Source organism: Pseudomonas sp. PS02303, from assembly GCF_029959925.1.
Lineage (GTDB): Bacteria > Pseudomonadota > Gammaproteobacteria > Pseudomonadales > Pseudomonadaceae > Aquipseudomonas > Aquipseudomonas mandelii.
The window spans coordinates 1-7,270 of the sequence record NZ_JASCOM010000284.1 but is presented as its reverse complement, the minus strand read 5'-3'; the positions used below and the strand labels follow the sequence as shown (position 1 = coordinate 7,270).

Here is a 7,270-nt window from a genome sequence, read left to right as displayed (position 1 = left end):
CGCGAAGAGGCCGTCACATTCAACATCTCTGTCGATTGTTACGGCCTCTTCGCGAGCAAGCTTCGCTCCTACAATAGGTTTTGCGGTGTTTGTTAGTTCTGCGCTGGTTTTTTGAAGACGTAGAACAGGTTCGGCTCGCTCACCAGGTACATCGTGCCATCGTCATCCATGGCGATGCCTTCCGCTTGCGGCACGGTCTTCTGCAACCCCTGTCGCCCCTTGCTCAGCGACATGGTGCTCAGCGGTCGCCCGTCCACATCCAGTTCCAGAATCAGCCGCGACTCGTCGGACAGCGCCAGCAAATGGCCGCTGCGCTCGTCGTATTGCAGGCTCGACAGGTCTCGCACGAACATCCCGGCATCGCGCTTGGGGTTGTTGACCACATGCACCGCGTAGGATTTCTCCGGGTTGTAATGTGGGAAGCCCTGCACTTCGTAGATCAGCATCGGGTCGCGCTCCTTGGCGACGAACAGGCGCTTGCCCACCGAATCGTAAGCCAGGCCTTCGAAACCCTTGTTGCCGCTCATGTGCACGCCGAGGGTCATCTGCTCGGCGTCCGCCGCGTCGAGGAACGTCGTGTCCTTATCCAGATGAATCTTGATCAGCCGCTGCTGGCGTTCATCGGTGATCACGTATGTGTCGGCGCTGATGAACTCCACCGCCTCCGGATCACCGAAGCCGACCAGCGAAATGCGTCGGACGATCCGCCCGTCCAGCGACAACTCGATCAGCTCGGCGTTTTTGTTGGTGACGGTAAACAGGCTTTTGCGCACCGGATCGAAGGTCAGCGCCGACACGTCGTCGTTCAGCCCGTCAATGACCCGGGCTTCGAGCTCCACCCGGTATTGATCCAGGCCGATGGACTCGCTGCTTAAAGGTTGCCAGAGGGTGTGCAGGTTGAACCAGGCGCGCTCGAACAGACGCATGTATTGGCCAACCGCAATCAGCGCGACCAGTGCAATGACTGTCAGGATCAAAATAAGGGGTTTGGGACGGGCAAGTCGGCGCATTCAGGCGGGCTCGGAAACAGAAACAGGCGGATGAAATATCACGCCTGTATGAATTCAAGCTTAATGGCCAGTTGCCTTTGACCACAACGCCTGGATTCTGAGCGCCTATTTCTGCTTTTCGAAACGGTAGAACAGGTTCGGCTCACTCACCATGTACAGCGTGCCCGCCTCGTCCATGGTCACGCCTTCGGCACGGGGAATGGTCTTCTTCAAGCCGTTGAAGCCGCCCAGCAAGGTCATGAAGCTGACCTGCTCGCCCTTCTCGTCCAGCTCCAGCAACAAGTGGGAATCGGCGGACAGCACCAGGGTGTGGCCTGTGCGCGGGTCGATGGCCAGTCCCGAGAGGTTGCGGATGTCCAGTTCGTCATTGGCGAGTTTCTGCTTGTCGCCCTTGAGGGTCTGGCTGCCGTCGCTTTTCCAGCTGAACAGCGCCGGCGGGCGTTCCTCACCCAGGAGGATTTGCTGATTGCGCGGGTCATAGACGATGGCTTCGAAGGCCTTGTTCTGGTCTTTCGAAGGGCCGAGGTCGTATTTAGGGAAGTTGGCGATATTCAGTTCACGCGTGTCGGCATCGACCTTGACGATGGAGAGCATATGCTCACGCTCATCGACGATGGCCAGCAGACCATTGCCCATCATGGTCAGGCCTTCAGGGTTGCTCCAGCCCACCAGCGGCATCTTGCGCAGGACATCGCCTTGCAAGGTCAGCTCAACGAGGAACGGGTTTTTGCCCATGACCGAAAACAGGGTTTTGGTGTGCGGGTTGTAAGCCAGGTCCGACGCTTCGTCCTTCTCCATGCCCGGCAGCAGCTTGGCGTCGATCACTGCGCGGTAATCCGGTAGCCAGATACTTTCCTGACGCTCGGCCGGGCTTTCAAAACGCTCATGCAGCCAGAGCACACCGCGATCGTCCCAATGCATCGCAAAGGCGAGGCCATAAACGGCGACGGCCACCAGCAAAAGCCAGGAATACCAACGCATGACAAAGCGCGAGCGGCGGGCAGTTTTGACAGTGGGCAGCGGTCGGGTGGCCATTCAGGATGCGTTCCAGAAATTCAGGCTACGGGTAATAGCACAATTGGGACCGGCTCAGACGCCGGAATCCGCGGAATTATCCAGACAAGATGTGAAAAAAACGGGAAATGGCGGGATTGCCCTTCTGCGGGCCACCACAAACCGATGTCGGCGCGAGCCTGCTCGCGATGAGGGCGTGTCAGTCAACAGAGATGTCGAATGACAGGCCGGTATCGCGAGCAGGCTCACGCCTACCTGGTTTTGCGGTGTTTGGGTTAACGGACGCTGCTGGTGAAACTGCTCGCGCCGGACAGTTCGATCACCAGTTCATCACCGACATTCAGCGGGCCAACGCCCACTGGCGTGCCGGTCAGGATCACGTCCCCGGCCTGCAGCGAGAAGCAACCGGCCATGTGCTGGATCATCGGCACGATCGGGTTGAGCATGGCGCTGCTGTTGCCATCCTGGCGCACTTCGCCATTGATGGTCAGGCGGATGCCAATGTCAGTCAGGTCGGCAAAGGTGCTGCCGGACACAAACGGCGCAATCACCGCCGCGCCGTCGAAGGACTTGGCGATTTCCCACGGCAGGCCCTTGGATTTCAGCTCGGCCTGCTTGTCGCGCAACGTCAGGTCCAGGGCCGGGGCGAAACCGGAAATCGCATCCAGCACTTCTTCACGGCTTGGCTTGGTGGACAACGGCTTGCCGATCAACACCGCGATTTCCGCTTCGTAATGCACCGAACCGCGCTCGGTCGGAATGCTGAAACCGCCTTCCAGCGGCACCACGCAACTGCCTGGCTTGATGAACAGCAGCGGCTCGGTAGGCACCGGATTGTCCAGTTCCTTGGCGTGTTCGGCGTAGTTGCGGCCGATGCACACCACTTTCCCCAGCGGGAAGTGAATACGCGTACCGTCGACATACTGGTGCTGATAGCTCATTACCGACTCCTGTTCCGTTGATTCAAACAGCGAAGATTTTGCCCGGGTTCATGATGCCGTTCGGGTCGAACACCGCCTTGACGGCTTTCATGTATTCGATCTCGACCGGCGAGCGGCTGTAGGTCAAGTAATCACGCTTGGTCATGCCCACGCCGTGTTCGGCGGAAATCGAGCCGTTGTACTTCTCGACGGTTTCGAACACCCACTTGTTGACGGTGGCGCACTTGGCGAAGAACTCGTCCTTGCTCAGGTTTTCCGGCTTGAGAATGTTCAAGTGCAGGTTGCCGTCGCCGATGTGGCCGAACCAGACGATTTCGAAATCCGGGTAGTGTTCGCCGACAATCGCGTCGATTTCCTTCAGGAATGCCGGGACTTTCGACACGGTGACCGAAATGTCGTTCTTGTATGGCGTCCAGTGGGAAATGGTTTCGGAAATGTATTCGCGTAGTTTCCACAGGTTCTGCAGCTGGGTTTCGCTCTGGCTCATGACGCCGTCCAGCACCCAGCCCTGCTCGACGCAGTGCTCAAAGGTTTCCAGGGCGTGGTTGGCCACTTCTTCGGTGGTCGCTTCGAATTCCAGCAGCGCGTAGAACGGGCAATCGGTTTCAAACGCCGCCGGCACGTCGCCGCGGGCCATGACCTTGGCCAGGGCCTTGTCGGAGAAGAACTCGAAGGCGGTCAGGTCGAGTTTGCTCTGGAACGCGTGCAGCACCGGCATGATCGAGTCGAAATCGGCGGTGCCGAGGACCATCGCGGTGAGATTTTTCGGCGCACGGTCCAGGCGCATGGTCGCTTCGACGACAAAACCGAGGGTGCCTTCGGCGCCGATGAACAGCTGACGCAGGTCGTAGCCGGTGGCGTTCTTGATCAGGTCGCGGTTCAGTTCCAGCAGATCGCCCTTGCCGGTGACGACTTTCATGCCGGCTACCCAGTTGCGGGTCATGCCGTAGCGAATCACCTTGATTCCGCCGGCATTGGTGCCGATATTGCCGCCAATCTGGCTCGAACCCGCCGACGCAAAATCCACCGGGTAATACAGGCCTTTTTCTTCAGCCACGTTCTGCAGATGCTCGGTGACCACGCCTGGCTGGCACACCGCCGTGCGGTCGGTCAGGTTCACGTCGAGAATCTGGTTCATGTAGTCGAACGACACGACCACTTCACCATTGGCCGCCACCGCAGCGGCGGAAAGACCGGTACGACCGCCGGACGGCACCAGCGCCACCTTGTGCGTGTTGGCCCAACGGACAATGGCCTGGACCTGCTCGGTGGTCTTGGGGAACACGATGGCGGTCGGGGCCGGGGCGAAATGCTTGGTCCAATCCTTGCCATAAGTATTCAGGGAGTCGGCGTCGGTCAACACCTTGCCAGGCTCAACCAGGGTCTTCAGCTCATCAATCAGGGCAGGATTGGTCATCGACAGAACTCTCGAACAATTCATGGTCATCCTGAGAACGCTTCACGTCGCAGGAATGAGTGTTTAGCGGGGTGCGTATGCTAGCATACCGACCCCGCAGGGTAGTGCCCAACGGCTATTCTGCGGTGACGGCTTTCCTGCCGTCCGGGTCAGCGTTATGTGCCCTGTTTTATACGTACGATCCTCTTTTGACGAGTGGCTGTTGTCGTCAGGCAAGGCGCCGCGACGAGTCATAGCCCGCTATGGCGAGGAGCGGCAACGCAGCATGACGGCAACAGACGCCGTCAAAAAGGATCAGTACGTATAAGACAGGGCACCCTGACTATTTCCTGCCATTTTTCTCCGGGATACAGGTTTACGCAGATGAGCAAGACTTCTCTCGATAAGAGCAAGATCAAGTTCCTTCTTCTCGAAGGCGTCCACCAATCGGCTGTCGACGTCCTCAAGTCGGCGGGCTACACCAGCATCGAGTACCTCACTGGTTCTCTGCCGGAAGCCCAGCTGAAGGAAAAGATCGCTGATGCGCACTTCATCGGCATTCGCTCTCGCACTCAACTGACCGAAGAGATCTTCGATCACGCGAAGAAGCTCGTGGCTGTGGGGTGTTTCTGCATCGGCACCAACCAGGTCGACCTGAACGCGGCGCGCGAACGCGGCATCGCGGTGTTCAACGCCCCGTACTCCAACACTCGCTCCGTTGCCGAGCTGGTGCTGGCCGAAGCGATCCTGTTGCTGCGCGGCATTCCTGAGAAAAACGCCTCCTGCCACCGTGGCGGCTGGATCAAGAGCGCGGCCAACTCCTTCGAGATCCGCGGCAAGAAGCTGGGCATCGTCGGTTACGGCTCGATCGGCACGCAATTGTCGGTCCTGGCGGAAGGCCTGGGCATGCAGGTGTACTTCTACGACACCGTGACCAAGCTGCCATTGGGCAATGCAACCCAGGTCGGTAACCTGACCGAGCTGCTGGGCATGTCCGACATCGTTACCCTGCACGTTCCGGAAACCGCGGCGACCCAGTGGATGATCGGCGAGAAGGAAATCCGCGCCATCAAGAAGGGCGGAATTCTGATCAACGCCGCACGCGGCACCGTGGTCGAACTGGACGCCCTGGCGGACGCGATCAAGGACAAGCACCTGATCGGCGCGGCCATCGACGTGTTCCCGGTGGAGCCACGCTCCAACGACGAAGAGTTCGAAAGCCCGCTGCGTGGCCTGGACAACGTGATCCTGACCCCGCACATCGGTGGTTCCACCGCCGAGGCGCAGGCCAACATCGGTCTGGAAGTGGCAGAAAAACTGGTCAAGTACAGCGACAACGGCACCTCGGTGTCGTCCGTGAACTTCCCGGAAGTGGCCCTGCCTGCTCACCCTGGCAAGCACCGCCTGCTGCACATCCACCAGAACATTCCGGGTGTGATGAGCGAGATCAACAAGGTCTTCGCCGAAAACGGCATCAACATCTCCGGTCAGTTCCTGCAGACCAACGAGAAAGTCGGCTACGTGGTCATCGACGTAGACGCCGATTACTCGGAAATCGCCCAGGAGAAACTGCAGCACATCAACGGCACTATTCGTTGCCGCGTGTTGTTCTGATAGCGACTTGAGTGACAAAAAAAGGAGCCCTTCGGGGCTCCTTTTTCATGGACGCGACTAACGTTACTTAACGTTGACGGTGATCTTTTCGGAGACGATCGGTGGATCGAAAGCCATATGGTTCATGTCGCCCAACTCCAACTGCAAGGTGTGCTTGCCAGGTGTCAGCGTCAGCTCGGTTTCTGTCTGCGCTTTGCCGAAATGAACGTGATTGGCATCTGCCGGGATGACCGCCCCAGCCGCAACTATATCCTTGGCATCGACCAGCAAATGGTGGTGGCCAGTATTCTTGGTGGCATCGCCCGCTGGCGCCAACGCAACGTTCTCAACAGCGAATTTGACTTTGAAAGTTTGCGGGACAGTCCCACCATCTTCAGGAGAAACGATGGACACTTCGGCCCCTTTGGGGGCCGGTGTTGCAGCACTGGCCAGTACCGAAACACCCATCAATAGGCCAGCCAATGCTGCTCGTGACATAAACGTTTTCATTCTCTTCTCCAGTTTTTCCGTAAAATCCGCGTGGCCGAGACAACTTCACGGCCATTTGTTGTCGAAGGACCTCGACAACCATAGCAAAGCGAGCCTGAATCAGAGCATCGCGATAAATGTATTCAAAGGAGTGACCATGCGCTTTTTGCCTGGCCTGATCTGCCTGCTACCCCTTTTGAGCCCTTTGGCCCATGCCGAACTGATTGACGATGTAAACGATCGGGGTGAACTGCGTATTGCCCTTGAGGCTAATACACCCCCCTTCAATTTCAAGGACGAGGGCAAACTCACCGGCTTCGAAGTGGAATTGGGCCAACAGCTAGCCAACGAACTGGACGTGCGGGCCGACTTCGTCGTGACCGATTCCAGCGACCTGTTGTCCGGCGTTGAAACCGGCAAGTACGACATCGCCATCAACCACATAGCAATGACCCCGGATCTCAAGGATCGTTTCGACTTCACCGAGCCTTACATTCAAACCAATGCGCAATTGATCGCGCAGAAAGAAGAGCCGCGTTCGATCCTGTTGGTGCAGTCGCTGACGGAAGAAAAGCCGAAAACCGCCCCGGCTGTGGATTTGGCGATTCCGTTTCAGAAGGGTAACCCGGCGTTTCACGCCAGCCTGGAAGCTGCGTTGAAGCGGATCAAGGCGGATGGTCGACTGGGGGCGCTGGAGCAGAAGTGGTTTGGGGCGGATGCGAGTGTGGCGCCCAAACCCTGATCCCGGACTGACGACCAACCCTGTAGGAGTGAGCCTGCTCGCGATAGCGGCCTAACATTCAACGTCACCGTTGACTGGTATGGCC

The 7,270-nt window shown here is 58.3% G+C and carries 7 protein-coding genes; 2 read left to right on the top strand and 5 right to left on the bottom strand.

Annotated features, from left to right (window positions below; genetic code table 11):
- Positions 1-92: 92 nt before the first annotated feature.
- The 4 genes from QMX98_RS30425 to QMX98_RS30410 form a co-directional block, all read right to left on the bottom strand.
- Complete coding sequence (locus tag QMX98_RS30425; protein ID WP_083375520.1) at positions 93-1,010, bottom strand: SdiA-regulated domain-containing protein; 918 nt, start codon at positions 1,008-1,010, stop codon at positions 93-95.
- A 105-nt stretch (positions 1,011-1,115) separates the two neighbouring features.
- A complete protein-coding gene (locus QMX98_RS30420) occupies positions 1,116-2,045 on the bottom strand; it encodes an SdiA-regulated domain-containing protein (RefSeq protein WP_154502110.1) in 930 nt (309 codons plus the stop codon).
- Between the two features lie 254 nt (positions 2,046-2,299).
- Entirely contained in the window at positions 2,300-2,965 is a 666-nt protein-coding gene (locus tag QMX98_RS30415; protein ID WP_010466720.1) for a fumarylacetoacetate hydrolase family protein, read from the bottom strand.
- A gap of 22 nt (positions 2,966-2,987) precedes the next feature.
- The gene (locus tag QMX98_RS30410) at positions 2,988-4,382 is read right to left on the bottom strand and encodes an FAD-binding oxidoreductase (RefSeq protein WP_010466719.1); all 1,395 of its coding nucleotides are present in this window, start codon (positions 4,380-4,382) and stop codon (positions 2,988-2,990) included.
- Between the two features lie 363 nt (positions 4,383-4,745).
- Between QMX98_RS30410 and serA the strand changes: the two genes are divergently transcribed.
- Positions 4,746-5,975 (top strand): phosphoglycerate dehydrogenase, encoded by a 1,230-nt coding sequence (gene serA / locus QMX98_RS30405; protein ID WP_010466716.1) that lies wholly within the window; start codon positions 4,746-4,748, stop codon positions 5,973-5,975.
- A gap of 63 nt (positions 5,976-6,038) precedes the next feature.
- Here the strand turns inward: serA and QMX98_RS30400 are convergent, their stop codons facing one another.
- Positions 6,039-6,464, bottom strand: a complete 426-nt coding sequence (locus QMX98_RS30400; protein ID WP_221107716.1) for a DUF4399 domain-containing protein — start codon at positions 6,462-6,464, stop codon at positions 6,039-6,041.
- A 136-nt stretch (positions 6,465-6,600) separates the two neighbouring features.
- On the opposite strand from QMX98_RS30400, the gene QMX98_RS30395 reads away from it, so the two are divergent.
- Positions 6,601-7,185, top strand: coding sequence for a transporter substrate-binding domain-containing protein (locus QMX98_RS30395; protein WP_221107717.1), 585 nt, complete (start codon positions 6,601-6,603; stop codon positions 7,183-7,185).
- Positions 7,186-7,270: the final 85 nt, after the last annotated feature.

Excerpts from the sequence above, each read along its gene's own strand:
- QMX98_RS30425 (WP_083375520.1), bottom strand. The coding sequence starts at position 1,010 with ATGCGCCGACTTGCCCGTCCCAAACCCCTTATTTTGATCCTGACAGTC.
- QMX98_RS30410 (WP_010466719.1), bottom strand. The coding sequence starts at position 4,382 with ATGACCAATCCTGCCCTGATTGATGAGCTGAAGACCCTGGTTGAGCCT.
- serA (WP_010466716.1), top strand. The coding sequence starts at position 4,746 with ATGAGCAAGACTTCTCTCGATAAGAGCAAGATCAAGTTCCTTCTTCTC.
- QMX98_RS30400 (WP_221107716.1), bottom strand. The coding sequence starts at position 6,464 with ATGAAAACGTTTATGTCACGAGCAGCATTGGCTGGCCTATTGATGGGT.
- QMX98_RS30420 (WP_154502110.1), bottom strand. The coding sequence starts at position 2,045 with ATGGCCACCCGACCGCTGCCCACTGTCAAAACTGCCCGCCGCTCGCGC.
- QMX98_RS30395 (WP_221107717.1), top strand. The coding sequence starts at position 6,601 with ATGCGCTTTTTGCCTGGCCTGATCTGCCTGCTACCCCTTTTGAGCCCT.
- QMX98_RS30415 (WP_010466720.1), bottom strand. The coding sequence starts at position 2,965 with ATGAGCTATCAGCACCAGTATGTCGACGGTACGCGTATTCACTTCCCG.